The organism is Halomonas sp. 3A7M, assembly GCF_014897875.1.
In the GTDB taxonomy this organism is placed as follows: domain Bacteria; phylum Pseudomonadota; class Gammaproteobacteria; order Pseudomonadales; family Halomonadaceae; genus Vreelandella.
This window is the reverse complement of record NZ_JABUZD010000164.1, coordinates 43,291-70,051: the sequence shown is the minus strand read 5'-3', so window position 1 is coordinate 70,051 and position 26,761 is coordinate 43,291. Positions and strand designations below refer to the sequence as shown.

Here is a 26,761-nt window from a genome sequence, read left to right as displayed (position 1 = left end):
CGTTTTATATGCTGAGACTATTTAACAATAGTTGAAAGTTGCTGGCGTAGGGGCTTTGTTAGAGTCGGTGGGGTTAGGGAGTTTAAACCAGCTAAAACCCTGTAGCACAAAGACAGGTGTGGTTATTCCCGAAACAGTTCCGATAACAATACTGATAAAAACAACGCAGCAATGGAGCGCCACTTATGAGTGATACTAAGTTCGCCCAACAGGGTATGTCTTTTCGTGAAAGCGTCGAGCACATGGTGGATCACGCTATCGACATCATGGAGCTGGAAGAGGGTATTGGGAATGCTCTGAAGGTGTGCCAGAGCGTGGTGCAGGTATCGTTTCCGATTGATATCGATGGCAAGATTGAAATGTTTACTGGTTGGCGAGCCACCCACAGTGATCATCGTCTGCCCTCAAAGGGGGGTATTCGTTTTGCGATGATGGTCGACCAGGACGAAGTTGAGGCCCTAGCGGCGCTGATGACTTATAAATGCGCGATTGTCGACGTACCGTTCGGTGGTTCAAAGGGGGGGCTGATCATTGATCCGGGCAAGTACACTCAAAAACAGCTGGAAGCCATTACACGGCGTTTTGCGCGCGAGCTGATCAATAAAGGGTATCTAAGCCCTGCCGCCAACGTGCCCGCCCCCGATATGGGCACTGGGCCGCGTGAAATGGGCTGGATGGTAGATACCTACCGCCAGATGTTTCCTAATGACATCAACTACATGGGCGCGTTAACCGGGAAACCGGTCGAGCATGGTGGCGTGCGAGGGCGCAATGAAGCGACCGGGCGCGGGGTGCAGTATGCGTTGCGCGAACTTTTCCGTCATCCAGAAGAAATCAAGCGTTGTGGCCTGTCGGGAGGCTTGGCTGGCAAACGAGTCGTGGTGCAGGGGTTAGGCAATGTGGGCTATCACGCCGCCCATTTTCTGCAAACCGAAGATGGCTGCTTGATTACTGCGATCATCGAACGTGATGGTGCCTTGGTTAACGACGATGGTTTAGATGTTAAGGCCGTGCGTGAGTATATTGCTGAGACCGGTGGCGTTAAGGGATACCCGGTGGCTGAATACCAAGAAGATGGCAGCAAAGCATTAGAGCGTGCCTGCGATATTCTTATACCAGCGGCATTGGAAGGTGTTATCAATGCCAAGAATGCACACCATATCCAAGCGCCGCTTATTGCTGAAGCTGCCAATGGTCCGGTTACCTATGAAGCCGATAAAATTCTTCAACAGCGAGGTGTCGAGATTATCCCCGATGCGTACTGCAACGCTGGTGGCGTAGTGGTTTCCTACTTTGAGTGGATTCGTAACCTCAATCACGTTCGCTTTGGCAGGCTCGATAAACGTTTTCATGAAGCACGTGGCCAGCACATTATTCAGGCGATTGAAGAATCAACGGGCCATAAGGTGCCAGAGCATCTGGCTGATGAGCTCGCCCGCGGCGCCGATGAGTTTGATCTAGTCCGTTCGGGGCTGGACGACACTATGCGTTTGGCGCTGTAAGAGATTATTCGCACCCGTAACGAAAACCCGAAAGTTAACGACTACCGCATGGCAGCCTATCTGATCGCCATCGAGAAAGTGGCCCGCCATTACCGGGATATCGGTGTTTAACAGAGGGTTATGTTCTCAAGCGGTTTATAACGGCAGTACTAGCATTTTAAGCGGCCCACAGGCCGCTTTTTAATGTGGCGCAGTTAAGCGTATTTCTTCACTAGCTGCCCGCAGGAAGGCGCTGCCCAGCGATCATCTTCGGTGAACACTACATCACAGACGACCGGCGAATAAATACGGCGTACTTCTTCATCAATCTGCTGGCGCAGGGCATCTTGATGGGCAAGCGTAGAGTCATGCAGTGCTTTGGGTAGCACCACGTGGACCATGATATACAGCAGACGGCCAGGGCGTACCATGCGTACCCGAACTTCCTGGGTGTCGATATCGGCAAGCCCGCGACCAACCGCCTGACGCACAGGCTCGGCGACTGTTTCGTCGGGCGTTTTATTGAGCAGTTCTCGCAGTGCCTGGGAGGCCATACGCACCGGTACGCCAAGGCATAGCAACACCACGGCCATCACCAGAAGTGAATCGACATAAGGGACAATACCGCGCCAGCCTAGACGCTCAAACAGCATCACCAAGCAGAACGCTGCTAACACGGCAGCCGAGATAACACTGTTCACCAACCAGTTAAGTTTGTCTGCAGCCACCAGCGGGCTACTAACGTGGCGCTGGCTGCGGTGCATTACCCAAGCGGTGAGCGAGCAAGCGGCGGTGGCAAACAGTGCGTAGATAACCGCAAGCCCTGCTGAGATCTCCCGCCCACCTGTCAGTAACGCAGCGATGGCGTCCACCAACGCAAAGATGGAAACGCCTAATATCAATAAGCCTTTGCATAGATTTACCAGCGACTCGAAGTAGCTGTAGCCAAACGGATAGGACTCGCTATCGGGGCGGCTGGCTAATTTGCTGACTTTGATAGTGACCAGCGCTACGCTGAAGTAGATAAGATTAAATGATCCATCCAGCAAAATAGCCTGGGAGTTAGACGCTAGTGTCGCAGTAATGCCTGCGCACCCAATCAGCAGTGCCATAAAGGCAGAAAACGCCAAGGTACTGGATTCTGTTTTCACGAACGTTTGCTCCGATATTGCCTACCCAAGAGTCTGGCAAGCATAGCAATATCAGTGGTCGCAGTGTCAGTGATTTGTTTATTCTAAGGCTATGGAGATAGTCTTTGATGCACTGATTTAGCACCCAAGGAGAGATGTGCTTATGCGCCATGCTGATGCTTTTTCCTTCAGACAAATTGCTCCGGAAGATGCCGCTGAACTATTGTTGTTCGAAGCCACTGAACGTGACTGGTTTGAGCAGCATATAGAGGCCAGAGCGGAGCACTTCTACACGCCGGAAGGTATTAGCCAGCATATTCATGAGTACTTGGCGTTAAATGCCCAAGGACGCATGAGGCCGCTTATTATCCAGTATCAAGGTGCGATAGTTGGGCGCGCCAACCTACGTGAGATAGAAAATGGTTACGCAAAGGTGGGGTATCGGATAGCGCAACATGCGTGTGGTAATGGGCTGGCGCAAAAGGCGCTGAACCATCTGATTAGCGAAGCTCGTTGCATTGACCAAATTAATACGCTCACGGCGACTGTTTCTCTAGACAATCACGCTTCACAGCGGGTCCTGACAAAGGCTGGGTTTGAAGTAATGGAAAAGCTACCTGAGTATTCGGTAGTAGCAGGTCGGAAGCTTGACTGTGTGATGATGCAAAAAACAGATGTCTAGTGTTTAGAAGCAAATGTATTGTTGTGAGACAGGGCTTTAGCTTTGGTTCGACACTTCGACGATGATTCAACTGATTTACCTGGTTATAGCAAGGGCGGCTACGCCGCCATTGCTCGTTAAATGCGGCCTCCTACATTAGATGATGAGCCTCGAGTGCCTGAATAAAATTAAGCGGGCACTGATCATGGGCGGCCACTGATTTAATGAGGCCTGAATACTCGCAAATGTATGCATAAGTACTTAATGGTCTGCCCTGGGATAGCTTGAAGCCTGCGCCAGGGACTGGCATGCCTAAGACGTTAATGAAAACAGCGCTGGCATTTTTTGCGCTTCTTGTTGAATGTTGTCGTCGACCGGTGTGTCGTAAGTCTTGAGCAGATAGCCCAATACCGAATAAAACCCCACCATCGCAATTAGGTCGATAACGGCCTTGCGTCCGATAGCCTCTGCGAGTTCTGCTTCTTGCTCGGGGGACAGCATCTTCTGGTCAAATAACGCATCCACAGCGTTGACGATAAGGCCATCAACGCCTTCAGGGCGAGTTCTAATGGCGTCGATTCGTGCAGTGGAGAATCCTAGAGCGAGTGCCCGGCTAACGTGATGAGCCCACTCGTAACGTGACCCCATGCGCAGGCCCGCGCGTAGAATCACCACCTCGGTTAATTCTGGCCCTAAGGCATTTTCCTTCACAACATGCTGACGCAAAGGTGCCCAGGCGTTAAGCAAGGCCGGGTGGTGGGCCATGGTGCGATAGACATTAAGCGCGCCGGCGAAGTCTTCGCGTAATTCAGCGACTTCGTTTGGCCAGTCGGCATCAGCAATAGGCGGGCAGGGAGATAGCGTCATCGGTGAGCTCCATTCAGATAGGGGACGTGCCATCACTCGGCGATGGCGGCGTTGATGGCGTCGGCAATACGCTCAATGATTAGGTCGACTTCATCGGCTTCAATAATATAGGGCGGTGCCAGCAAAATATGGTCGCCGTGAATGCCATCAATGGTGCCGCCCATCGGATAGCTGATCAGCCCTCGTGCCATGGCGTGTCGCTTAATCTTGGCGTGAATTTTTCGGCTCGGATCGAAAGGCGTTTTAGTGCCCCGGTCCGCCACCAGTTCGATACCGCGAAACAAGCCTCTTCCTCGAATGTCGCCAACATGCGGTGATGCACCAAGAATCGCTTCCAAGCCGCTGTGTAATCTCGCGCCCATGGCGTTTACATTGGCGAGTGTCTCAGGGCGTGCAATGATTTCAACCACTTTGTTAGCGGTGGCCGCAGCAACAGGGTGACCGATGTAAGTATGCCCGTGCTGGAACAGGCCAGAGCCGTTGGCAAAGCTGTCGTAAATTTTGTCGGACAGCATCACTGCACCGATCGGCTGATAACCCCCGCCCAAGCCTTTGGCTATTGTGACGATATCCGGTATGACGTCGTCTTGCTCGCAGGCGAAGACAGTACCGGTGCGACCCATACCGCACATCACTTCGTCGAGTATCAATAGCACGCCGTATTTGTCGCAAATCGCACGCACACGTTTAAAGTAATCCGCGACAGAGGCGACGGCACCAAGGGTGGCGCCTACAACGGGCTCGGCAACGAACGCCATGACTTCTTCAGGGCCGAGTTCGAGAATCTTTGCCTCGAGCTCGTCGGCAAGCCGAATAGCGTAAGCCTCTGGTGATTCCTCGGCGTCTTTTTCGCGATAGGCGTAGCAGGGGGAGACATGATGAGTTTCTGGCAGGATGGGCTGAAACTGCTTACGCCGCATCGCATTGCCACCGGTTGCCAACGCACCAATCGTGTTGCCGTGGTAACTCTGACGTCTGGCAATGATATGTCTACGCTGGGGGGCGCCAATTTCTACGAAGTACTGCCGTGCCATCTTCAGAGCCGCTTCAACGGCCTCTGACCCGCCTGACACGAGATAGACGTAATTCAATCCTTCAGGTGCCAAGTTAACGAGTTTTTCAGCAAGCGCTTCGGCAGCGTCGGTGGTGAAAAAGGAGGTGTGTGCGTAGCAGAGGTTATCAATTTGAGCGCGCATCGCAGCCAACACTTCCGGATGGGCGTGACCAACGCTGGTGACCGCAGCGCCTCCTGAGGCATCTAGGTATCGGCGCCCAGTGGTGTCTGTAATGTAGACGCCTTGAGCCGACGCGGCATGGGGGAGTGTTGGGCCGATACTGCGATGAAGAATACGAGTCATGGAAACGGTTCCTTAGGGTCACTTAGCGATGTGGGGACGCCATAAGGAGAAGATTGGCACAGTTTGGTCTATTGCTGCAACAATTGAATCATTTTTGTTTTTAGTGAAATATATAGATCATTGTTTTTTGACAACAGTAACGTTTAAATCGGCGGCTGTTTTAACAAGCCGTATAAGAGGCAACACACATGCCGCAGCGCGACCCTTTAAGGGAGCAGATTATCGCCCAGTACGATGCCATGTCGCCGCAGCTCCAGCAGGCGGCTCGCTACGTGCTGGAACACCCTGATGAGGTGGCACTGGTTTCTATGCGCGAGTTGGCGCGCCATGCGGCGGTGCAGCCTGCCACCATGACGCGGCTTGCAAAGTTTCTGGGCAAGCAAGGATACGATGATATTCGCGAGCACTATGTGGCAGCGCTGCGGCGGGGGAACGATGGTTTTGCCGCCAAGGCTCGCCAGCGAAACGAGGGGGCTAGAGCCTCGGCCAACGACAATATCGCCGCGCATATGCTGCATGGGCTGAGTGCTCAGATTTCTCAGCTCTGTGAGCCTGACTCACTGCAACGGTTGGAAGCCATCGCTAATACGCTGAAATCAGCTAGAAAAGTGTATGTACTAGGGTTGCGTTCATGCCACTCCGTGGCGTGGCATTTCCATTACGTTATGTCACTGTTGGGGGATCGCTCGGTTCACCTGGATGGACCGGCAGGAACCGGCGGCGATTCACTAATTCGCGCCACGCCCGAAGAGGCCTTGCTGGTTGTCTCCGTCAAACCTTACGCAGTAGCGACACTGGAACTGACGCAGTTGGCAAAAGACAAGGGGCTGACGATTCTGTCGATCACCGATAGTGAAGTATCGCCACTGGTCGGGCTGTCAGAGCAGACGATTTTTTGCCCCACGGAAAGCGACAGCTTTTTCCATACGTTAACGCCCGCCTTAGCCATCTCAGAAGTACTGTGCACCTTATTGGCAGAAGATGATCGATCACAGACACTCGATGCGCTGCAGCGGGCAGATGAACATTTTTTGAGCTTGAATACCTACGCGAGTGCTATTCCTCGCCGGGAGTAACGTCATCGTAAAGCAGCTGTCAGTTACCCCTCCACCCATACCTCCTCGCCCCTAAATGCGACTTTCCAGGTACGCAGCTTGATGTTCTCATCTTCTAAGCATTGGCCATCTTCAAGGCGAAAATGCTGCTTATAGAGTGGCGAGGCAACCACTGGATTGCCTTTAACATCACCGATAATGCCGCGGGCAATGACGTTAGCGTTAGAAAACGGGTCAAAATGGTCGAGGGCGTAGAGTTCTTTCTCCTGTCCTTGGGAGCGCTGCCTCGGTAAGTAGAAAATGGCCACTTGGGCAGGGCCTTCTGACGTGTTCAACCAAGCAGCGACGCCGGAAAATTCTACTAAGTCAGCTTTAGTGCAGAGCGGCTGCCAGGTGTCGGTGCTTACGGTGTGTTTGAGTGCGGTCGCGGTCATCAGTTACCTCGTTGGCGTTGTCTGGTTGGGGCATTAGTGTTTAAGCGGGACGTAGCTGGCCGCGCTCGGAGGTCATAATGATCGACGGATCCGGGCGGTCGTCGTTGACGAAGCTGCGGAAGCGCTTGAGCTTCTCTGGGTCGCTGATCGCGTCGGCCCATTCGCACTGGTAGGTATCCACCACGCTTTGCATCTGGCGCTCCAGCTCGTCGTTGATGCCTAGGCTATCTTCCAGAATCACCTCTTTGAGGTACTCCAGGCCGCCATCGAGGTTTTCGCGCCACACCGAGGTGCGCTGCAGGCGGTCGGCGGTACGCACGTAGAACATCAAGAAGCGGTCGATGGTGCGGTAGAGCTGCTCGTCATTCAGGTCGGTAGCAAATAGTTCAGCGTGGCGGGGGCGCATGCCACCGTTACCGCACACGTAGAGGTTCCAGCCGTTTTCGGTGGCAATAATGCCGATGTCTTTGCTCTGGGCTTCGGCGCACTCGCGGGTGCAGCCGGAAACGCCAAACTTGATCTTGTGCGGTGAGCGTAGGCCCTTGTAGCGGTTCTCTAGCCAGATCGCCATACCGACGCTGTCCTGCACGCCGTAGCGGCACCAAGTGCTGCCGACGCAGGATTTAACCGTGCGCAGCGATTTACCGTAGGCGTGGCCGGTCTCGAAACCTGCAGCAATCAGCTCTCCCCAGATATCCGGCAGGTCTTCCAGGCGGGCGCCGAACAAGTCGATACGCTGACCACCGGTGACCTTGGAGTAGAGGCTGTATTTTTTGGCCACTTCGCCTAGCACGATGAGTTTGTCTGGGGTGATCTCACCACCGGCCACACGCGGCACCACCGAGTAGGTGCCGTTTTTCTGCATGTTGGCCATAAAGGTGTCGTTGGTATCCTGCAGAGGAATATGCGCCGCGTCGGTGATCGGCTCATTGAAGCAGGAGGCCAGAATAGACGCCACCGCGGGCTTGCAGATGTCGCAGCCCAGGCAGTGGGTGTCTTGATTGCCGTGTTTTTCGATCAATTCGCTGAAGGTTTTGATGCCTTCTACGCGCACAATATCGTAAAGCTCCTGGCGGGTATGGGCGAAGTGCTCGCAAATCGATTTATCAACCTCTACGCCGCGGGCTTCTAGCTCATGATCGACCACGCTTTTGAGCAGCGCGGTGCAGCCGCCGCAGCCGGTGCTGGCTTTGGTGGCCGTTTTGACGCCGCTTAGATCCACCGCGCCCGCATCAATAGTGGCGCAAATATCGCCCTTGGTGACGTTGTGACAAGAGCAAATGGAGGCGGTTTCCGGCAGTGCGCCGGGGCCGAGAGTTGGCGCGGCGCCGCTGCTTTGCGGCAGAATCAATGAGGCGGGCTCGTCGGGCAACTCAATGCCGTTGGCGTAGTACTGCAACAGCGTGTCGTAAACGCTGTTATTGCCCACCAGCATGGCGCCGAGCAGCTTTTTACCGTCGCTGGAGACCACCAGTTTGCGGTACTCCTGTTTGATCGGGTCTAGGTAGCGGAACATGCGTGCGCTGGGGTTTTGATTGCCATGGGCGTCACCAATCGAGCCCACATCCACGCCCAGCAGCTTGAGCTTGGTGCTCATATCCGCACCGCCAAACTGGGTATCGCCACCGGTCAGCGTCGAAAACGCTGCTTTGGCCATTTGATAGCCGGGGGCGACCAGGCCGAAAATACTCTGGTTCCATAGCGCCACTTCACCAATCGCCAGAATGGCCGGGTCGCTGGTGAGGCACTGGTTATCCACTACCACGCCGCCGCGCTCACCAATCTCCAGCCCGCAATCCCTGGCCAACTGGTCGCGGGGGCGAATACCTGCCGAGAACACAATCAGGTCGGTTTCCAGTACCTTGTCGTCTTGGAAAACCATGCGATGGCGGCTCGCCTTGCCATCTTCAATACGCTGGGTGGCACGCTCGGTGAGCACCTGTACGCCCAGGGCTTCAATTTTTTCGCGCAGCAGCTCACCACCTTCGTTATCTACCTGCATCGGCATCAGGCGTGCAGCGAACTCTACAACGGCCGTATCCAGGTTCAAACCGCGCAGGGCGTTAGCCGCTTCGAGACCTAGCAGGCCGCCGCCCACGACCACGCCGGTGGTAGCATTTTCGGCGGCCGCCTGGATGGCGTCCAAATCGTCTAGAGTGCGGTACACCAAGCAGCCATCGCGGTCGTTACCGGGAATCGGTGGCACAAAGGGGAACGAGCCGGTAGCCAGCACCAGGCGGTCGTAAGGGTAACGACCTTGTTCGGTGACCACCTCTTGTGAGTTGCGATCGATCTCAATCACAGCCTCGCCAGTGCGCAGTTCCACACCACTGGTGGCGTAGTAATCCGCTTCGCAAAGCGCGAGCGAATCGGCATCGCGGCCGCTGAAGTATTCGGAGAGATGTACACGGTCATAAGCGCGATGGCGCTCTTCGCCAAACACGGTGACCTGATAGCGCTCAAGGGCAGCATTATCGACGAGCTGCTCGACCAGATGATGGCCGACCATGCCGTTACCAATAATAATAAGCTGTTCGGGAGTTGCCAGTTTTTGGGTAGACATTATGCCACCTCTGAGGTCGGTAGATGGGAAGGGGCGTTCTGCTGGTCAGCCATGCCCGCCTGGAGCACATCGACATCAGCGGCACCAAACAACAAGGCTTGGCGGTAAGCGTTGAGATCGGTACCCGTGAGCGCCTGCTCGAAGTACCAGGGGCCTTGGCTGGTGTCGCCGTAAAGCACCGCGCCTTCAATCTGGCCGTTGCGCAGCAGCAGGCGGCGGTAGTCGCCGCGCTCAAGGTCGTGGTAATTCAGTACTTCATGCTCGGCGCTGGCCTCGGTGGGCCCAAAGGCGTAGAGCGCCACACCGCTGACTTTGAGTTTGGTGGCGCTGGGGGCATCTGTGTAGCCTTGGGAATGCGTGCCGCACAGCGTCGCGGCGAGCACCTCTACCTGTCGCCAGATCGGCTCCACTAAACCGTAGGTGGTGCCATCGAACTGGCAGCACTCGCCCAGCGCTGAGATCGCCGGGTCGCTGGTGGTGAGCCATTCGTCCACCACGATAGCTCGATCCGTGCACAGACCTGCCTGGCGGCCAAGTTCCGCATTGGCCGTAATACCCGCGGCAATGATCACGCTGGAGGCGTTCAACTGGCGGCCATCGGCAAGATGCACCTTGGCGACTCGGCCCTGGGCGTCGCTCTCTAGCCGCGCTAACTGCGCGCCAGTGATGATCCGTAAACCGCGCTGAGTGAGGGTGTCTTTAAGTAAGTGAGCAGCGGTAGCATCCAGTTGGCGGTTCATCAGCCGCTCGCTGCGCTGGAGCACACTTACGTTGATGTCGCTGCCGCGTTTACGTAACCCCTCAGCCGCTTCAAGGCCCAGCAGGCCGCCGCCAATCACCACTGCATCACCGCCCTGTTGAGCGATGTCGCTAAGTGCATCAGCATCTTGCAAGTCACGAAAGCCGTGTACGCCGTCAAGCTCAATACCGGGAACATCGGGCAGCGCTGGGCGCGAGCCGGTGGCGATGACCAAATGATCGTAATCAAGCGATCGGCCGCTATCGGTGGCCAACGTTTGGCTTGCGCGATCAAGCGTCACGACCTTTTCACCCAGTATCAGCGTGACGACCTGTTCTGCGTACCACTGGGCATCGCGCAGGGTAAGTGCATCCTGCTGCATTTCACCGGCCAGCAGTGGCGAAAGCAGAATACGGTTGTAAGCAGGGGTTGGTTCTGCACCAATCACCGTGATTCGCTGTGGGCGTGTGGGCTGTTTTACCAACGCCTCGATGAGACGATGGCTTGCCATGCCATTGCCAATGATCACCAGATGGTCGTTGGGTGAGCACCGGGAAGTAGTTTCCATGGGCGGCTCCTCTGTGTCTTTGCGGCTGCTTGAGCACCAAACAAAAAAACGCCCCTGTCGTGCACCTCTTTGCAAAGCATTGCAAAAGCGTGCGTAACAGGGGCGTCGTTGCCCGATTGCGTTGTTTAAAAAAACGCGCGACAACCGCCATTGGCTGTCAGCTGATTAAAAACCTTACGCTGTCTGAAGCAAGGAGCTAGCCAACTGGCCATATGGAATATTATTTTTAAATAACTTCAGCTATTTAGATGTGGTTTATGGAAGGTCGGTGACACGACTCTTCGAATAGACTGCACGGTGATGGTGCGAAAAGGGAGATGGCGTGCACTCTCACACACCGTTTAGCGCGTGCAGAGTATAAAAAAGAACGTTGTGTGATGGTTTTTTATTTTTTAAGTTTTTGTTTTTAAATGATTAAGTTTAATTTTTTCAGTTTCCGGCTCGGCTTTTGCAATTTCCAAGGCAATAAGTAAGTTAACAAGCAATAAGCACTCATTGCTAGGCGATGGCAGAGAACAATTCCAAAGCTGTTAGAAAAATAACGAGCCGTTAGAAAATGTGTCGCTGTTAGAAATTTGGCAGATGTAGAAGTCTGTAGTGGTAAAAGCTAGTTTGCACCGCTGAAGGTGCGCTGTGGCAACGACGTCCAGCCCTCTTCTCTCAATGTGTTTATAAAGCGCATTAGAGAACGGGACTGGGCGTTTTTTTATGCTCGGCATTTATATACGTATATACGGCGTTCAGGCTCGACCCGAGGAGGTGTTATGCGAGGGGCAAAAGCAGGGCAGCAGTCCACAACGACGCAGCAAGCCAAAACCACATGTCCCTACTGCGGCGTTGGCTGTGGCGTGACGGCAACCGTTGAAGCGGGCACGCTGAGCGCTGTCGAGGGCGACCGCGGGCACCCGGCTAACTACGGGCGTTTGTGCGTCAAAGGTTCTGCGCTACATGAAACCTTGGGACAGCAGGGGCGGTTGACGCACCCTCGCGTCGATGGGGTTGAGGTCTCCTGGGACACCGCCCTAAGCACCACTGCGGAACGCTTAAACATTCTGCGGGCCGAGTATGGCCACCACAGCGTGGCAGCGTATCTTTCTGGTCAGTTGTTAACTGAGGATTACTATGTTGCCAATAAACTGTTTAAAGGCTTTTTGGGCACGCCTCATTTAGATACTAACTCGCGGTTGTGCATGGCCTCAGCGGTGGTGGGTTACAAGCGCGCCTTCGGCGCGGATGCGGTGCCGTGTAACTATGAAGATTTGGAAGAGGCGGAGCTGATCGTGCTGGTGGGGTCCAACTTGGCTTGGAATCATCCGGTGCTCTATCAGCGGATTAAGGTTGCTAAAGAGCGCAATCCGCTGATGCGTTTGGTGGTGATCGACCCACGCGTCACCGATAGCTGTGAAATCGCCGATCTCTACCTGGGGATTAAGCCAGGCAGCGATGCTTATCTGTTTAACGGCCTGCTGGCGTGGATGGCGCAGCGTCGCAAGCTCGATACCCTCTATCTTGAGCGCCACACCGAAGGGTTTGACGATGCCCTGGCGGCGGCCCAGCAAACCGCGGGCTCGGTGGCGGAGGTAGCGGCGGCCTGTGATGTCGACCCCGAGCGCCTGGAAACCTTCTATTACTGGTTTGCCAGCCAGCTGCATGTGGTCACGCTTTACTCCCAGGGCGTCAACCAGTCTTCAAGCGGCACCGATAAGTGCAACGCGATTATTAACTGTCATCTAGCGGGTGGCAAAATTGGCTTGCCGGGGGCAGGGCCATTCTCGATTACCGGCCAGCCCAATGCCATGGGAGGGCGCGAAGTAGGTGGGTTGGCCAACCAGCTAGCCGCGCATATGGATTACCACACTCCAGGCGCCCTCGATCTGGTCAGCCGCTTCTGGACTACCGATAGCTTGACGCCGATCCTGCCGCAAGGGCCCGGCTATAAAGCAGTAGAACTATTTGAGGCTATTGAGCGTGGCGAGATAAAAGTGCTGTGGGTGATGGCCACCAATCCTGCTATCAGCCTGCCCGATGCTGCGCGGGTGCGCGCTGCGTTGGAAAAGTGCCCACTGGTGATTGTTTCCGAGTGCGCTGCCCATACCGACCTGCTGCCTTATGCCGACATTGTGCTGCCTGCCTCGGGGTGGTCGGAAAAAGATGGCACCGTGACTAACTCCGAGCGGCGCATTTCTCGCCAGCGGGGCATGCTGCCGCCCCCAGGTGAAGCCCGCCACGACTGGTGGATAATGTGTGAGGTGGCGAAACGGTTGGGGTTTGCCGAGGCGTTTAGCTATGCGCACCCTTGGGAGATTTTCGACGAGCACGCTCGCCTCTCAGGGTTTGAAAACGGTTCGGTGCCTGATAGCCCGCAGCGGTTGTTTGATATCTCAGGCTTAATAGGGCTGGGCCGGGAGGGTTACGACGCCTTAGCACCCATTCAATGGCCGGTCACAAAAGCCGCACCCCATGGCACTGCTCGGCTGTTTGAGGATGGCGAATTTGCCACCGCCAATGGTCGCGCCAAGTTGCTGGCGATTCATCCCCAAGGGCCTGAACAGGCGCTGAGTGCCGCTTATCCGCTGCGTCTGAACACCGGCCGGATTCGTGATCAGTGGCACACCATGACCCGCACTGCACGCTCACCTCGGTTAATGAATCACCGTGCTGAACCCTTTATGGATGTGCATCCAGAGGATGCCCGCACCGCCGGTGTTATGGATCAAGGGCTGGCGGTGTTAACCGCCGCGAAAGGTGAATTTCGTGCTCGGGTGCGGGTCTCCAATGCCCAGCGCCGCGGTGAGGTCTTCGTACCCATCCATTGGACTGACTGCTTTACCCAGCAGGCCAGAAGCAGCGTGCTGATTGACAGCATTACCGATCCGCTCTCTGGGCAGCCGGAATCGAAACACGGCGCCGTAGCGCTGGCGCCGCTTGCTACTGATTGGCAGGCCACCCTATTGGTTGCCGAAGGGGCAGCGCAGTCAACACCTTGGTGCACCAGTGCCTACTGGACACGTATTCCCATGCGCGGCTGCCAGCGCTGGCAGCTTGCCAATACGCAGTCGGTTAGTGACTGGTTGGCGCTGTTGAAAACGTGGCTGCCCGGCGATGTATCGGTCGTCAGCCAAGACCCCACTAACGGGCGACTGCGCGCCGCCTGCGTGGAAAACGGTCAGTTGCGCTGGTGGCTGATGGTCGGCCCGCCCAACGAGTTGCCAGGGTTAGCGTGGCTGGAAGCGCGCTTTAACGAAGCGGCACTGACCGATACCCACCGCCGCCGCCTATTAGCTGGCTGCGACGACGGCGCCACGGATACCGGCCCGGTGGTCTGCAGCTGCCATCAAGTAGGCCAAACCACCATCGTCCATGCCATCCGTGAGGGCGACATCAGCGTAGAAGCGTTGGGCGCTAGGCTTGCCTGCGGCACCCAGTGCGGTAGCTGTATTCCCGAATTGAAATCACTGATTGAAGAGGAGCGGCCCAATGCCCGCACTAAGCAACCCCTTGCTACTGAAGTGGTTTAACGCCGTGATACGGTTGTCACACCGCGTGCTAACGCCGTGGGTTCAGCAGGCTGCGGACAGACGTTTGCCATTGTGTGGGGAGTGCCGCGCCGGGCAGGTTACTTGGGCGGCGCAACATAGGCTTGCTTACCAATCGGCGCTAAGCGAAAATCGTCAGTTACCCGCTTGGGTGGATGAAGTGCCCAACAAGGTTCTGCATCCTAACTCTCACTACCGTTATCTGGCGCTTTCGGCGTTTGTCTTTGAGCTTCGCTCGCCAAGCCCTGGGATACTCAATCGCGCTAGACAGCCTCTACTGAGCGTGAATCATTACTCATCACTGAGAGGAGCGTCCACATGCGTGCGCTAAGCAAACAACTGACCCAGAAATGGCTTGAGGCCTTTATGCGCCTCAGTCAGCGGGTATTAGCGCCCTTTGGTCGCGAGTCAGCCGAGCGCTTACGCCTCCCTCTAAGCGGTGAGTGCCGTTCTGGAACGGTGTATTTAGTCGGTGCAGGAAGCGGCGATATGGAGCTGCTCACTCTGAAAGCGGCGCGACTGTTAATGCAGGCTGATGCGGTGGTCTATGACCGTTTAGTGGGCGATGATGTGCTGGGGCTGATACCGCCAGGTACTGAACGCTATTACGTGGGGAAAGCAAGCGGGCATCACAGCGTGCCTCAGGATGAGATAGGTGCATTGATCGTCTCGCTTGCTCAGGCGGGTAAGTCGGTTGTACGTTTGAAAGGTGGCGACCCAGGCGTATTTGGGCGTATGGGCGAAGAACTGGGGGCGCTAGCGAATGCCTCAATATCTGCTGAAATAGTGCCAGGTATTACCGCTGCCTCGGCGGCCGCTGCGGGGATGGGGATCCCACTAACAGATCGTGGCCATGCCCAGCAGTTGCGCTTTATTACGGCGCAACTGTGCCGGGAAGGCGGTACGCCGGACTGGGCAACCCTTGCCCGTCAGGATGAAACCCTAGTGTTCTATATGGGGCTTTCCAAAGTAGATGCTATCTGCCACGGCCTTCGCCAAGCGGGCCTGCCCGATACGTGGCCCATTATGTTGGTAGCAAACGCTAGCCAGCCTGAACAGCAATCCTTAGTGGGCACGTTGGCGGACATGCCCGCGCGACTCGCTGCTCAACCGTTACCCTCACCGTGCCTGATTATGGTGGGCAGCGTGGTGAGCATGGTGGCGGAAAGTCCTGCCGCGAGCACGTTAACCACCCATAGTGATTAAGCGTCGGCGTAAGCATCTTGGGAACTTGGCCGATCTCACTGGGTCATACAAGCGGCAGGAACCAATAGGACGGCGGCCACAGTGGGACTAGGTAAACTACTGCGCCGCCCGAGGCGCATTTGTTAATGTCTATTTTATAAAGGCTATTTTTAAAACTGTTTTTCAAATACTGTTTTTTCAAAGACTGAGGTGTACACCGTGAAAAAAGGCAAGATACGCGATAACGCATTGAAAGCGCAGCTGCGAACGCCTATGTTCAAAATGCAGCAGCAAACACCGAAAAAAGGTAAGGGTAGTTACTCCCGTAAAAGTAAGGGTGACGGGCGAGGGTATCGCCAAGCCGCTTGAGCAGGCGTTTTGGCGATGCCTTCCCCAGGCATCTTATTGCTCGGCCTGTTTACCGAGCAACTCTCATCAGCTTCGCCGACCTATTGGGTCGGCTTTTTTAATGGGATTTGATGGGCGCGCATTAAAACGCCCCGGCCACTTCCTGTGACCGGGGCGTTGGCTATGTCAGGCTGCTCCCGCAGCGTGGACACGTTTCATAGGCATCGCGGGTTTCGGCCTGGTGGCGTTGGTTGCGCTGACTTGGTTCCTCTACACCGTGAATAGATACCAGTTGGCCCTGCTCCCAACGTAAGCCAATATCTTTTAACAGGTGCGAGTTGTGGAGACGTGGGTCTTCGTAAAGACGCCGCTGGGTACGATAGTGCTTAACAGCGTTGAGTAGTTTGCGGGTAATTGTTGCTACTGCCATGGGGGCGGTCTCCTGGGTTAGGAGGCCGGGCAACATCGCGATCAGGGAGTATCAAAGGTAACGATAAAACACATGGCCGCGACATCTGCCGCGGCCAATTTTCTCACTACATTTCTGGCGCGCGACAACAATAAGCCGATACCGAATTATTAATAACTCGGTGCAGCTTATTCATTCGAGTCGCGGGGATTTGCCAGCGCATGAGAAGGTCTCTGAGAAAGTCTCGTTAATAAAAATAAAGCTACTTTTTAAAAGCAGTCTTTATCTTTTAACCGATGCTTATAGGAGCGTCAACTGTTCAGTTAACGATAACCCTTGGCTTGAAGCCGAAACAGTTTTGCATACCGACCATTATAAGTAAGCAGTTCTTCATGGGTGCCGCGTTCAGTAATACTCCCTTGGTCAATCACAATGATCTGGTCTGCGCTGCGCACTGTCGAAAAACGGTGGGAAATTAAGATCGTCATTTTATCGTGGCTATGCTCGCGAAAGCGGGCGAATACTTCGGCTTCCGCTGCGGCATCCATCGCTGCGGTAGGCTCATCCAATACTAAAATATCGGCATTGTGACGCATATAAGCGCGTGAAAGCGCTACTTTCTGCCACTGACCACCCGAGAGTTCCTGGCCATTTTTAAACCAACGTCCTAGCTGAGTTTGGTAGCCATGTGGCATGCGGTCGATAAAGCTATCCGCCATGCCATCGTGAGCGGCTTGCTGCCAGCGTTGTTGGTCATCAAAGACTTGGGTGTCGCCAACTCCAAGGTTTTCGCCAACAGAGAGTTGGTAACGCACAAAATCCTGGAAAATAACTCCAACCCGCGTCCGTAATGCCTGGGTATCCCAGTGCTTTAGGTCACTACCGTCCAGCAAAATTCGCCCTTTGGTCGGGTGGTAGAGCCGCGTTAATAGCTTAATCAGCGTGGTTTTGCCCGAGCCGTTTTCCCCGACTAATGCAATACTTTTGCCCGGCGCTAAATGTAGCGAAATATTGTGCAGTACGTCGCTGCCACCGGGGTAGGCAAAGCTGACATGTTCGAAGCGTAACCCATCACCTGGCGTTACACCTTTGGTGAGGTGGCCTTCTTCACCTTCGGTGGGTTGCTCGAGGTATTCGTAAAGATTGGAAAGATAGAGGTTGTCTTCGTACATACCGCTAATAGCAGTCAAACTTGCCGAAAGGGCGCTTTGGCCTTGTTTAAATACCATCAAATACATGGTCATTTGGCCAAGGGTAAGTGCTCCCGCGACAGTTTCAATCACTACCCAGGCGTAGGCAGCGTAAAATGTCAGCGTGCCTAACAGGCCAAGGATAAATCCCCAGCCTTCACGACGTAACGTTAGGCGGCGATCTTCGGCAAATAGTTTGGTAAAGATATCCCGGTAACGCTGGAGAAACAGACCTTCTAAGCCAAAGAGCTTTACCTCTTTGATACTGTCTTCCCGAGCAAGAACCGTTTCTAAATAGATCTGCATACGGGTTTGCGGTGAGCGCCAGCGAAATAGCCGAAAGGCATCGCCGGAAAACTTCGCTTCTGAGAGAAACACGGGCAATGCTCCCACCACCAAGATGAGTAACGCCCAGGGGGAGAACTGCACCAGTAGAAACCCAAAACTAGCTAGTGAAATAGCATTTTGTAGCAACCCAAAGGTTTTATTCACCAGCGCGAGCGGGCGCGTAGACGCTTCCCTCCGTGCCCGAGTGAGCTGGTCGTACAATTCTGAATCTTCAAACTGGCTGAGTGACAGCGTGCCCGCTTTCTCTAGAATCATCACATTAACTTTCTGGCCCAGCAGCGCACGCAGTAGCGATTGCTGGGCCGAAAGGCCACGTTGTGCCAGGGCAATAAACGCAATAATCAGCCCTTCCAAGGCGACTAAGCCTAATACAGGCGTTAGTGTTTCCCAGAGGTTGGGCGAACTCGCCGCCTGGTAGCTTTCCATCGCCGCCACGACGCCATCTACAATCAGTTGGCCGACCCAAGCGGCCACGGCAGGTAGAACCCCTGCCACTAAGGTACATAGCGCTAAGCCCAGCATCATCCAGCGTGAGGTTTCCCACACGAGTGCAAGCGCTCGCCGACTATAGCGGAACACACTAAAGAAACCGCTCAGCGGTGAAGTAGAGGCAGTATCGGACGGTAATGGTGGCATAGTGAGACAGGCAAGTACCTAGCAAGAAAAAGAGTGCCATGATGCGACGCTTTGGCGTTGATAGCCAGCCCACTGCTGTGCAGTGCGTAAACTGCACAGCAGTAGGTGGAGATTGGGCAGTCTTGCAAGGTGGATATTGAAAGGTCGTGGTGAACGTTGGGTGAACGAAAATTTAAAGAGGCAGTACCGCGCCATCGGTGCGCGGCTCGGTACCGCCTTGGAGCACACCGCTGTCAGAGTCGCGTAGAATGATTTGACCCCGGCCAAAAGTAATCGAGTCGGCGACTTTAACGATGTGATGCCCGCGGCGGGCTAGGGCAAGTGCTAAGTGGTTGGGGAAATCGGCTTCGACCTCAATTGTTTTGCCGTTGGTCCACTTCCAGCGCGGCATATCCAGTGCTGCCTGTGGGTTTAAGTGATCCTCTAGCATCGCTGTTACTACCTGCACATGACCTTGAGGCTGCATGTAGCCACCCATCACGCCAAAGGGCCCAACAGCTTGGTTATCTTTGGTAATAAAGCCGGGGATGATAGTGTGGTAAGTGCGTTTGCCGGGGGCTAACGCGTTGGGATGTTGTGGATCAAGGGAGAATGACCAACCACGGTTTTGCAGGCTGATACCGGTGCCAGGCACGACCATTCCAGAACCAAAACCTTCAAAATTGCTTTGAATGAATGACACCATATTACCGTCATCATCCGCTGTTGCTAGGTAGACGGTGCCGCCCTTTAGCGGATTGCCATGGGCCGGGTTAATGGCGTCTTGGCCAATAAGGCCTGCGCGTTGCGAGAGGTACTCGCTCGATAGCATTTGCTCAACGCTGGGTTGCATTGCACAGCGTTCAGTAATGTAGCGTAAGCCATCTACGTAACCCAGTTTTGTTGCTTCGATACGGCGGTGAAGGGTTTCCACCGGATCTTTCGATTGGTCATCTAGTGACTCAAGTATCCCCAGCGCTTGGAGCACAATTAACCCGCTGCCGTTGGGGGGGATTTCCCAAATATCATGGCCCCGATACCGGACACTGATGGGTTTGACCCACTCCGGCTTGAATGCTTGTAAATCTTCTTTGCGTAAGAAGCCGCCATGCTGACGTGAAAAGGCATCCATCGCATCTGCTAGGCTTCCTTGATAAAACGCATCTGCATGGCTGTTGGCAATTTCACGCAGCGTTTTTGCCATATCTGGAGAGCGCCAAACATCACCCGCTTTGGGGGCGTGCCCGTTGGACGTAAAGTGCGTAAACCAGGGGGTAAACTCTGCTGCTTGGTATTGACCATAGCGCTTTACGGCGCGTTCCCATAGCTGACTCGCTACTGGAGATATAGCAAAACCTTCTTCGGCTAATTCTATTGCTGGTGCTAACAACTGCTCAAACGGCAGTTTACCAAAACGCTCTGAAAGCGCAGCCCAAGCGCCAGGCGCACCCGGCACGGTGACCGGGACTAATCCATGGGCAGGCATTTCCTCATGGCCCAAGGCCTTAACGGCATCACATGAAATACTCTTAGGAGCAGGGCCGCTAGCATTGAGGCCATGTAGCTCACCTTTTACCCATACCAGAGCAAAGGCATCGCTACCGATACCGTTCGAGGTAGGCTCAACAACGGTTAACGTAGCGGCTGTCGCAATGGCAGCATCAATGGCATTGCCGCCTTTGCGTAAAATATCAACACCTATCTGTGCCGCAAGCGATTGAGATGTCGCAACCATCCCGCGTTTGCCAAAGGTAACCATGCGACGTGAAGCGGAAGGGTAATAGTGTGGATCAGTGTGCATGCCAGTCCTCGCATTTTTTGTTAGCTAATAAAAAGAGCGCCATAAGCTAAAGCACCCATAACCACAAAGGCGGGATGCATGTTGAAGCGTAACAAGGCGATAGCAGCCGCTATGCCGATAATCAGCGTATGGATAGCCCCGCTGGTGTTAAGGCTTTCGAGTAGAAAGCCCAAGGTTAACCACGCCATCATGATGGCGATGACTGGGCGTACCCACTGGCTCATACGCTTGACACGGGGAGAGTCACGGTGACGGTAAAGTAGCCCCAGTGCTCCTAGCATCAACAGTAAAGAGGGAATAACCGTCGCGGAAACAGCTACAAATGCGCCGCCAACGCCTGCGATGTCATAGCCAATATAGCCCGCCATTTTAGTTGCAATAGGGCTGGGGAGGGCGTTGCCCAAGGCGAGTGTTTCGGCGAACTCCTGAGAGGTCATCCAGCCATAACGGCCAACCACCTCGGCTTCAACAAGAGGAATAATCGCGGGGCCACCGCCATAGCCAATAATGTTAGGAATAAAAAACGCTAAGAAAAGCTCCCAATAAATCATGCTGAGCCCTCGACGCGTTTTTTAGCCGTTGGACGCAGTAAGGCTGTTAATAGGATGGCACCAATGACCCAGCCAGGATGCACACCCAGCCAATAAATTAATCCACCTGCAATAACTGCCATTAGTGCGCTTGCAAGCCAGCCAAGAGCTGCTTGAGATTTGTCGAAAAAATCCCAGGTTAATTGCCCCATCATGATCATAACGACAGGGATGACTGCCTGCCCCATGCCGCGTATCCAGGCAACGTCGCGATAGCGACTAAAAATACCGAGCATGACAATCATTGCCACAATCATAGGCACAATCACGGCAATAACCGCCGCAATACAGCCGCTGATGCCGCCAACCCGGTAGCCGATATAGCCAGGCATCTTAGTCGCGATAGGGCCGGGCAGCGTGTTGCCAATGGCAAGTACGTCGGCAAACTCCTCATCGGTTAGCCACTTGTGCCGGGTCACAACTTCAGCACGTACTAGCGGTATCATGGCCGGCCCCCCGCCGAAGCCGAGGAGGCCAACACGCAAGAAAGCCCAAAAGAGTGCCGACTGTTTCATATGCGCTGTGCCATTAGCAGCATCTCAGTTAAAAGCATCCATTCCGCCTCTTAATCGTTTATTTTGTTGAAAATCGATTTTTATGAATAAAATAGAATATAGGCTAGGCTATTGTGAGACGTCAACACCTAGCCCTAGAATCTCCGTTAACAGACGCGTTCGCGAAGATGCGCAAAAGGATCACGGAATGAACAAGCACATCCCTCCTGCTGCTGATACAGCCTCCAGCCCTATTTACGATGCGTTGCGCAGAGATTTAGTCGGTGGCCGCTTTGCGGCGGGAGAAAAATTAGCCATTAATGCGCTGAAAGAGCACTACCAGGTAGGGCTAAGCCCGCTGCGTGAAGCATTAAATAAACTGGCGGCGTACGGTTTATTAATCCAAGAAAACCAACGTGGCTTCAGGGTTCCGAAGCTGTCGAGGGAAGAGCTGGATGATATTGCACGCTTGCGCACTGAACTAGAAGGCATGGCGTTTGAGCGTGCCATTGCCCACGGCGATGCGGTCTGGGAAGCCGATCTTTTGGCGGCGGCTCATCGCTTAAAACGTGCGGATGTATCACTCGATAAAGGGGAGGAGTGGGAGCGTTTACATACTCAGTTCCATCGCACTCTGGTGGCGCCTTGTGGGTCGGTGTGGTTACTGCGATTTATAGAGCAGCTGCACGACCAGTTTGATCGCTATCGCCGCTTGGGGCCCAAAATGCCCTCTATTCGACAAGAGTTGGACGAACAACACCATCAATTGGTGGAGCTGGCGTTAAACAGAGATGGAAAAGCGGCTCGGGCTCTAATGGATGATCATATTCATAAGTCTTATGAAGTGGCGTTGGCACGGTTTCAGGAACACGTCTGAAGCATTTACTGGTTCTTGCAGGTACACTCTTTCTTACCGGTACACGAGCAGGTTCTAACCGTGGTAACAGCCACTCTAATGTAAGGTAGTAGGCGTGATGCAAGAGGCGGATAATCAGATAGCAGAGCAAACGTTAGCGTGGGTACGCAGCTTTATTGTGGCGCACAATATATGCCCGTTTGCTAAGCGCGAGCTTGATGGCGGTAGCGTTCGGGTCGAGGTGGTACGCTCGAAAAAAGTCGACGTGGCATTGGAAGAACTAATAGCCGAAGTAGAGTGGCTGAACGAGCATCCGGAAACGGAAACCACACTGCTGGTATTTCCTACGCTGTTTAAAAGCTTCGATCACTATCTGGATTATGTCGAGCTTGCCGAAAGCTTGCTGGTCGACCTGGGATATGAAGGTGTCTATCAGCTAGCAACCTTCCATCCTGATTACTGTTTTGCCGATGCTGAGCCTGAAGACGCAGCGAATTACACTAACCGCTCGCCCTACGCGATGGTTCATCTATTGCGCGAGGCCAGCGTCGAAAAAGCGATTACTTTTTACGGTGATACGGAACAAATCCCAGAACGCAATATTGCTCACTTAACCGAGTTAGGCAGCGCCGCCGCTGAAGAGCTTCTGCAGCGCTGCCTTAAATAACCCGGTGATCTCTCTATGATGTCCTACCAATAAAGCGTGCCTGGTTATCAAGTGGTCACTACAGCGCTTTATACATCACGTAGCTATCGACTAACCCCTGGGATGCGTGCCGATAGGCGTTAGGAATCGTGCCGACAATTGTGAACCCTAGCCGTTGCCACAGGGCGACGGCCACTTGGTTTGTGGCCACCACGGCATTAAATTGCATCGCTTCAAAGCCATGTTGACGTGCTACCTGCTGCGAGTGTTCGCACACCTGGCGGGCGACACCTTTCCCCCTAGCAGCAGGCGTTACCATATAGCCGCAGTTGCAAATGTGTTGGCCAGGGCCTGCAGCGTTGGCTTTTAGATAGTAAGAACCCAGTAACTCGCCTTGAGTATCTTTTACCGCAAATGACGCTTTGGGCTGCTGGCACCACAATCTATAAGCTGCTGCAAAGGTAATGTCAGGATCTATAGCGTACGTTTCTTGAGCACTAACGATGGACTGAAAAGTAGGCCAGAAGACCGTGAAGTCCTCTTGCGTCATAGGTGTAAAGCTAAGTGTGGTCATAGTTTTGGCGTTTCATTAATAAGTTATCGAGCGACGTCAGCCACGATTTCATAGCTACGCAAGCGGTCGGCGTGATCATAAAAGTCGCTATTGATCATTAACTCGTCAGCGCCAGTACGCGCTTGAAAGGCCTCTAGCTCAGCTTTGACCGTATCGGGCCCGCCAATGATGGCGGCACCTAGGAACTGGCTTACTTGGGAGCGCTCCATCGGCGACCAGTCCATCTGCTCAACCGGGGGCAGCGACTGGGTCGGCTTACCTCGAATAAGGCTAAGAAATTTCTGCTGGGAGGTCGTTGCTAAGTAATGCGCCATGGTATCATTTTCAGCAGCGATAACGGGTAACCCTACCATGGCATGGGGTTTATCTAAGTGCTCCGACGGCCGGAAGTTATCACGATAAAGCCGCAACGCTTCGAATAAGTATCCCGGCGCAAACTGGGCCGCAAACGCAAAGGGGAGCCCGAGTTTTGCGGCTAGTTGCGCACTATAGCCACTAGAACCGAGTAGCCAGATAGGTACGTGGGTGCCTTGTCCAGGGACGGCTTTCACACGCTGCTGAGGGTCTGCATCCGTTAAGTAGCTTTGCAGCTCATTTAGCAGCTGCGGAAAGTCATCGACGCCCGCCTGTGCATTGCGGCGCATCGCCTGCATGGTGGCGCCATCTGAGCCGGGCGCACGGCCCAGTCCTAGATCAATCCGGCCTGGGTAAAGTGTTTCTAAGGTGCCGAACTGCTCGGCAATCACCAAGGGCGGATGGTTAGGTAGCATAATGCCGCCGCTGCCCACGCGTATCGTGGAGGTTTGCCCAGCAACATGACCAATTAATACGGCCGTTGCTGCGCTAGCGATGCCGGCAATGTTGTGGTGTTCAGCCAGCCAGTAACGCGTATAGCCGAGCTGTTCTGTCCGTTGCGCTAGGGACACGCTGTTGCGAAATGTTTCTTCAGCGCTACCACCTTGACGAATCGGTGCTAAGTCGAGCACGGAAAGGGCGGTATTAGCGAGTTGGCTCATGGGGCACCTGCATTAAAAAGCGTATGGGCGGCTAAATTTACGGCGTGATTTATTAGCACGCTAGGTATTCCAGTGTTATGTGGGCAGGTAAGAAGAAATGCAAGGTGCCATTATTGCCCGTTCGTAGCGTCGCTTAATCAGTGGGTGGCGTTGGCCGAATTAAAATCTCGTTCACATCGACGTGTGGTGGTTGAGAAAGTGCATAAATCACGGCGTTGGCAATATCGCGATCTTCAAGCGCATGCTCTGGTGACTTATCAAAGAAAGGTGTATCCACCATGCCCGGTTCAATCAAGGTGACGCGCATGCCCGTTCCGCGTAGCTCTTCACGCAAGTTATAACCTATACCGGTCACTGCCCATTTTGTGGCGCTGTACATCGAGCCTGGAATCGTCGTTCGTCCAGCAGCTGAGCCGGTTAATAGTACATGTCCTTTGCTTCGCTTTAGCGCGGGAAGGCATGCCTGAAGCGTTAGCCCTACACCGTAAATATTGGTCAGGATCATCTCACGCCAAGCGTTGTGATCTGCACCGCTAAAACCGCCGGGAGAACCACCGCGCCCCGCGTTGGCAAAGACTGCATCGATGCGCCCAAATGTTTCAATCGCTTGATCGACCATTGCTTGCTGTTGCGCCATGTCGGTGACATCCAGCGCACACGCCAGCACGTTTTCTGGGCCAAGCTCCTGGGCCAGTGCAGTGAGTTTTTCGGTAGAGCGGGCGGCAAGTATCAGTTTATAACCTTCACGTGAGGCTGCTCGCGCGGTGGCGGCACCAATTCCACTTGAGGCGCCAGTGATCATTAGGACACGGTGCTGCATAGCGTGTGCTCCTAGCTCATTCAGGAAGGGGAGATATTAGAATGGCTAATTGCCCGCAGTGTTGCAAATAGCTGTTTCAGCTTGGGTGCGTGTGTTCGTCTTTGCGTTTGAGCATAGAGGAAAGATCGAGTATCGACTGCGCCATATCGGCCATGCTTTTACTGTGATCCATCGAGGTTTTACGTAAAAAACGGTAAGCCTCTTCTTCGGTCATTTCCTGGTGAGCCATGATAAGACCTTTGGCACGTTCGATGAGCTTACGTTCACGCAGGGCTTTGCGGGTATTTTCCAGCTCATCACTGAGCCCTTGAAGGTGGCTCGACTGGGCATGGGCAAGCTCAATCAGTGAACGTCCTAATGGAGAGGTTAAAGCACTAGCTGTCAGCTCACCTAATGGCTGTGTATCGCTTAAGGCAAGAAGCTGTTCACAGGGAGCAAGAGTAGGCTGGTTAAGAGGTGTTTTAGCTTGTTCTAACGTCGCATGCACTTGAGCAATTTTTTGATGACATAACGCCGTTAATTGGTGGTTTAGGGTGTCTTCAACGGCTTTGATGCTATCAATGCGTAATGTGGTTAGGTCGTACCATGTTTCACTAAGTGTTTTGTTTACGCGGCCTTCTTGATGAGAGTGTTGGCAGGCATGTTGGTAAGCAATATTGCGAAGCTGCTGAATCCCATCGAGTGTTCGCGGCGAAAGAGTCTGCAGCCAAATAAGCTCAGCCTCGGATGAGGCAAACTCTTCAAAGGTATCGAAGCAGCGTTGCTGATCGCGTACTAATTGGTGAATCAATTCGCGATGGGCATCGTCGAAATGCCCATGAGTAAAGCCAAAGGCACCACAGGCACGCTCTTGCCCAGCGAGTTCTTTGCCTTGCATAAGGTGGAAAATAGCCACTAGTGCGCGAGTGATATCCGGGTCTACTGAGGTATCTGCTGCTTCAAATACAATGGCGAGGAGTCCACTAATTAAGTGGTTAAAGGCTTGGGTTGCCGCATCGGGAGAGATCGCAAACGAATGTATGGCTTGTCGTAACGCGTTTAGGTCATCTAGGGCAAGCCACACCGCCGCGATCCGCCTGAGTAAGCGTGCTGCTGCCTGTGGTCGTGCTTCTTCGGCAAGTGCTTCTAGCCGCTGGCGCATAACGGCCTCGGCTTCTTGGCTATGCTGTACAAATTCCTTCCGCCGAGAGGCAAACCGTTTACCTTGCGAGACAAGGTAAATCGTCGAAGCACCTCGTTCACGTTGGAGCGCATGGATAAAACCGCTAATGTCGCCAACGATCTCTGAGGTGGTGGCTAAATGGTGCAGGCTATCGATATCGCACCGAAGGGCGGTTAAGAGTAGTTGTTGGGCTGTAGACATAGTGGTTTCCTTTTACTCCCCGCCTGAGATGAATTCCCCTCTGTTGCGATATGTGCCGCGAAAACATGTCGTAAAACATCATCGCGGATAAAGCATCCAGAGGGGGAAGTGAGT

The 26,761-nt window shown here is 54.1% G+C and carries 24 protein-coding genes; 9 read left to right on the top strand and 15 right to left on the bottom strand.

The genetic code is table 11. The annotated features are described in order from the left end of the window. The first annotated feature begins 185 nt into the window (after positions 1-185). Positions 186-1,502, top strand: a complete 1,317-nt coding sequence (locus INT19_RS15540; RefSeq protein ID WP_226916775.1) for a Glu/Leu/Phe/Val family dehydrogenase — start codon at positions 186-188, stop codon at positions 1,500-1,502. Between the two features lie 194 nt (positions 1,503-1,696). On the opposite strand, the gene INT19_RS15535 is transcribed toward INT19_RS15540, so the two are convergent. Next, the gene (locus INT19_RS15535) at positions 1,697-2,632 is read right to left on the bottom strand and encodes a cation diffusion facilitator family transporter (protein WP_193061430.1); all 936 of its coding nucleotides are present in this window, start codon (positions 2,630-2,632) and stop codon (positions 1,697-1,699) included. Between the two features lie 142 nt (positions 2,633-2,774). Here INT19_RS15535 and INT19_RS15530 point away from each other — a divergent pair, with 142 nt between their 5' ends. Then, positions 2,775-3,293 carry a GNAT family N-acetyltransferase gene (locus tag INT19_RS15530; protein ID WP_125746039.1) on the top strand — a complete coding sequence of 173 codons (519 nt, stop codon included), beginning with the start codon at positions 2,775-2,777 and terminating at the stop codon, positions 3,291-3,293. 291 nt (positions 3,294-3,584) lie between these two features. Here the strand turns inward: INT19_RS15530 and INT19_RS15525 are convergent, their stop codons facing one another. Together INT19_RS15525 and INT19_RS15520 are read right to left on the bottom strand one after the other, a co-directional pair. Next, positions 3,585-4,139, bottom strand: coding sequence for a carboxymuconolactone decarboxylase family protein (locus tag INT19_RS15525; protein WP_193061429.1), 555 nt, complete (start codon positions 4,137-4,139; stop codon positions 3,585-3,587). Positions 4,140-4,171: 32 nt separating this feature from the next. Beyond that, entirely contained in the window at positions 4,172-5,497 is a 1,326-nt protein-coding gene (locus tag INT19_RS15520) for an aspartate aminotransferase family protein (protein WP_193061428.1), read from the bottom strand. 188 nt (positions 5,498-5,685) lie between these two features. Between INT19_RS15520 and INT19_RS15515 the strand changes: the two genes are divergently transcribed. Next, entirely contained in the window at positions 5,686-6,573 is an 888-nt protein-coding gene (locus tag INT19_RS15515) for a MurR/RpiR family transcriptional regulator (RefSeq protein ID WP_193061427.1), read from the top strand. Between the two features lie 23 nt (positions 6,574-6,596). Here the strand turns inward: INT19_RS15515 and nirD are convergent, their stop codons facing one another. Genes nirD through INT19_RS15500 form a run of 3 tightly spaced genes read right to left on the bottom strand, consistent with a single transcriptional unit; the run spans position 6,597 to position 10,856 of the window. After that, on the bottom strand, positions 6,597-6,986 hold the full coding sequence (gene nirD / locus INT19_RS15510) for a nitrite reductase small subunit NirD (protein WP_193061426.1): 390 nt from the start codon (positions 6,984-6,986) through the stop codon (positions 6,597-6,599). 40 nt (positions 6,987-7,026) lie between these two features. Further along, entirely contained in the window at positions 7,027-9,549 is a 2,523-nt protein-coding gene (gene nirB / locus INT19_RS15505) for a nitrite reductase large subunit NirB (protein ID WP_193061425.1), read from the bottom strand. Beyond that, positions 9,549-10,856, bottom strand: coding sequence for an NAD(P)/FAD-dependent oxidoreductase (locus INT19_RS15500; RefSeq protein ID WP_193061424.1), 1,308 nt, complete (start codon positions 10,854-10,856; stop codon positions 9,549-9,551). The genes nirB and INT19_RS15500 overlap by 1 nt, the downstream gene beginning before the upstream one ends. A gap of 764 nt (positions 10,857-11,620) precedes the next feature. Here INT19_RS15500 and INT19_RS15495 point away from each other — a divergent pair. The 4 genes from INT19_RS15495 to arfA all read left to right on the top strand — a co-directional run bounded on the left by INT19_RS15495 (position 11,621) and on the right by arfA (position 15,946). Beyond that, complete coding sequence (locus INT19_RS15495; protein WP_193061423.1) at positions 11,621-14,374, top strand: nitrate reductase; 2,754 nt, start codon at positions 11,621-11,623, stop codon at positions 14,372-14,374. Further along, complete coding sequence (locus tag INT19_RS19545; protein ID WP_226916776.1) at positions 14,334-14,723, top strand: hypothetical protein; 390 nt, start codon at positions 14,334-14,336, stop codon at positions 14,721-14,723. Before INT19_RS15495 ends, INT19_RS19545 begins: the two co-directional genes overlap by 41 nt. Continuing rightward, positions 14,711-15,598, top strand: coding sequence for a uroporphyrinogen-III C-methyltransferase (gene cobA / locus INT19_RS15480; RefSeq protein WP_193061422.1), 888 nt, complete (start codon positions 14,711-14,713; stop codon positions 15,596-15,598). Before INT19_RS19545 ends, cobA begins: the two co-directional genes overlap by 13 nt. A 198-nt stretch (positions 15,599-15,796) precedes the next feature. Continuing rightward, on the top strand, positions 15,797-15,946 hold the full coding sequence (gene arfA, locus INT19_RS15475; protein ID WP_193061421.1) for an alternative ribosome rescue factor ArfA: 150 nt from the start codon (positions 15,797-15,799) through the stop codon (positions 15,944-15,946). Positions 15,947-16,106: 160 nt separating this feature from the next. Here the strand turns inward: arfA and INT19_RS15470 are convergent, their stop codons facing one another. The 5 genes from INT19_RS15470 to INT19_RS15450 form a co-directional block, all read right to left on the bottom strand. Continuing rightward, complete coding sequence (locus tag INT19_RS15470) at positions 16,107-16,355, bottom strand: hypothetical protein (RefSeq protein WP_193061420.1); 249 nt, start codon at positions 16,353-16,355, stop codon at positions 16,107-16,109. A gap of 302 nt (positions 16,356-16,657) precedes the next feature. Then, positions 16,658-18,508, bottom strand: a complete 1,851-nt coding sequence (locus tag INT19_RS15465) for an ABC transporter ATP-binding protein (protein WP_193061419.1) — start codon at positions 18,506-18,508, stop codon at positions 16,658-16,660. A gap of 172 nt (positions 18,509-18,680) precedes the next feature. Next, positions 18,681-20,288, bottom strand: a complete 1,608-nt coding sequence (locus tag INT19_RS15460) for a gamma-glutamyltransferase family protein (protein WP_193061418.1) — start codon at positions 20,286-20,288, stop codon at positions 18,681-18,683. Between the two features lie 20 nt (positions 20,289-20,308). Then, the gene (locus tag INT19_RS15455; RefSeq protein WP_193061417.1) at positions 20,309-20,839 is read right to left on the bottom strand and encodes a chromate transporter; all 531 of its coding nucleotides are present in this window, start codon (positions 20,837-20,839) and stop codon (positions 20,309-20,311) included. Then, positions 20,836-21,393: a chromate transporter gene (locus INT19_RS15450; RefSeq protein WP_146942799.1), complete on the bottom strand. Its 558-nt coding sequence runs from the start codon at positions 21,391-21,393 to the stop codon at positions 20,836-20,838. Before INT19_RS15450 ends, INT19_RS15455 begins: the two co-directional genes overlap by 4 nt. A gap of 187 nt (positions 21,394-21,580) precedes the next feature. On the opposite strand from INT19_RS15450, the gene INT19_RS15445 reads away from it, so the two are divergent. Continuing rightward, positions 21,581-22,249: a GntR family transcriptional regulator gene (locus INT19_RS15445; RefSeq protein ID WP_125746075.1), complete on the top strand. Its 669-nt coding sequence runs from the start codon at positions 21,581-21,583 to the stop codon at positions 22,247-22,249. Between the two features lie 97 nt (positions 22,250-22,346). Beyond that, positions 22,347-22,895: a DUF1415 domain-containing protein gene (locus INT19_RS15440; protein ID WP_193061416.1), complete on the top strand. Its 549-nt coding sequence runs from the start codon at positions 22,347-22,349 to the stop codon at positions 22,893-22,895. A gap of 58 nt (positions 22,896-22,953) precedes the next feature. On the opposite strand, the gene INT19_RS15435 is transcribed toward INT19_RS15440, so the two are convergent. From INT19_RS15435 to INT19_RS15420, 4 genes are all read right to left on the bottom strand, one after another. Further along, positions 22,954-23,448: a GNAT family N-acetyltransferase gene (locus tag INT19_RS15435; RefSeq protein ID WP_193061415.1), complete on the bottom strand. Its 495-nt coding sequence runs from the start codon at positions 23,446-23,448 to the stop codon at positions 22,954-22,956. Between the two features lie 23 nt (positions 23,449-23,471). After that, a complete protein-coding gene (locus INT19_RS15430; protein ID WP_193061414.1) occupies positions 23,472-24,464 on the bottom strand; it encodes an LLM class flavin-dependent oxidoreductase in 993 nt (330 codons plus the stop codon). A 133-nt stretch (positions 24,465-24,597) separates the two neighbouring features. After that, a complete protein-coding gene (locus INT19_RS15425; protein WP_125746083.1) occupies positions 24,598-25,284 on the bottom strand; it encodes an SDR family oxidoreductase in 687 nt (228 codons plus the stop codon). Between the two features lie 76 nt (positions 25,285-25,360). After that, positions 25,361-26,647 (bottom strand): nitrate- and nitrite sensing domain-containing protein, encoded by a 1,287-nt coding sequence (locus INT19_RS15420; protein WP_193061413.1) that lies wholly within the window; start codon positions 26,645-26,647, stop codon positions 25,361-25,363. Positions 26,648-26,761: the final 114 nt, after the last annotated feature.